At 60.4% G+C, this 1,380-nt stretch carries 2 protein-coding genes; both read right to left on the bottom strand.

Features of this window, described 5'->3' with window-relative positions; all coding sequences use genetic code 11:
• Window positions 1–60 precede the first annotated feature (60 nt).
• Window positions 61–918 (bottom strand): IS3 family transposase, encoded by an 858-nt coding sequence (locus ABIB73_RS37485; protein WP_354232492.1) that lies wholly within the window; start codon window positions 916–918, stop codon window positions 61–63.
• Window positions 915–1,316, bottom strand: a complete 402-nt coding sequence (locus tag ABIB73_RS37490; RefSeq protein ID WP_354232493.1) for a helix-turn-helix domain-containing protein — start codon at window positions 1,314–1,316, stop codon at window positions 915–917. Before ABIB73_RS37490 ends, ABIB73_RS37485 begins: the two co-directional genes overlap by 4 nt.
• Between the last annotated feature and the right edge of the window lie 64 nt (window positions 1,317–1,380).

Genomic DNA, 1,380 nt, shown 5'->3' on the forward strand with positions numbered 1-1,380 from the left:
GGACTGCACCCCTCAAGTGAGACACGATAATCTCGGTGACAGGGCGGTTGCCACGACGGGTTATCGTGCCTTGTTGTGCGCGAACACGGCTTCGAACTCAAGGGGCGATTGATAGCCGAGCGCTGAGTGCAGGCGTTCCTTGTTGTAGACGTCCGCGATGAAGCTATCGATCCGGCGACGCGCGTCTCGGATGTCGGAGAACGCCTTCCCGTTGACCTCTTCGGCCTTGAGCGTCTTCATGAAGCTCTCAGCCTTGGCGTTATCGAAGGGGTTGCCCGGCCTGCTCATGCTGATCGTGATGTCACGATCCGCTAATATTTGGCGATAGGCGATCGAGGCGTATTGCACGCCGCGATCGGAGTGGTGGATCAGGCTGCCGCGTTGAGGCTTGCGGGCCTCGATTGCCCTGTCCAATGCCGCGATCGCGAGTGAAGCATCGAGCGTGTTCTCGAAGGCCCAGCCAACCGCCTTGCGCGAGAAGGCGTCGAGGATGACCGCGAGATAGGCAAAGGTGCTGGCGAGATGGACGTAGGTGATGTCCGCGACCCAGATCTGATCAGGAGCGGACGGCACCAGGCCGCGCACGAGATTCGGGACGACGACAATGTCCCTTGGTCGCTCTGCAGGCGGCTTCAGGAATGGCGCCTTGCGCTGTGCGAGAAGATTATCCTCGCGCATGAGCCTGAGCACCTTCTTGGCATTAACGACCATGCCTTTGTGTCGGATGGTGGCAGTCACGCGCCGATAGCCGTAGAACGGATGCTTGAGGCAAATGCGTTGGAGCTGGTCGCGCAGCTCGCAGTCGGCCGTCTCACGACTGCGTCTGTTGAGGTGCCGGTAATAGGTCGCGCGTGGCAGACCAGCCAGGCCACAGAGCCGTTGCACGTCGGCATTGGAATCCGTTGCCTCCGATGTCATGGCTTGGATGACTTCGATGATGCGGATGTGGGTTTGCCTTGCGCTACCGGCCGCTCCAATGCGCGCAAGGCTTGCCGAAAAAAATCAAGATCCATCTGCTGGCGGCCGACCAGCCGTTCGAGTTCGGCGATGCGGGCATTCGCTCGCGCCAGTGCAGACCGCTTGTCGTCATAGGTTGCTGGAGCTTTGAGCTTCCGGGGGCCAGGCTTCGGTCCTGGCTTGCGGTTCAATCCCTCCGGCCCTTGCGCCTTCCAGGCCTTGATCCAGTCGTGCAGGATCTTCCGGGATATTCCAAGCTCGCGCGCCACAGGCAGAACGCCTTCGCCTCGCTCGACACGCTTGATCGCCTTCAGTTTGTAAGCCGTCGGAAACTGACGGTTCTTCCCTCTTGCTGCCACAGGTCATCCTCGGAAATGCCCTGTCACCGAGATTATCGTGTCTCACTTGAGGGGTGCAGTCCAG

The sequence above is a fragment of the Bradyrhizobium sp. F1.4.3 genome (genome assembly GCF_040548375.1).
In the GTDB taxonomy this organism is placed as follows: domain Bacteria; phylum Pseudomonadota; class Alphaproteobacteria; order Rhizobiales; family Xanthobacteraceae; genus Bradyrhizobium.

Coding starts and splice junctions, on each gene's coding strand:
- ABIB73_RS37485 (WP_354232492.1), bottom strand. CDS start 918: ATGACATCGGAGGCAACGGATTCCAATGCCGACGTGCAACGGCTCTGT.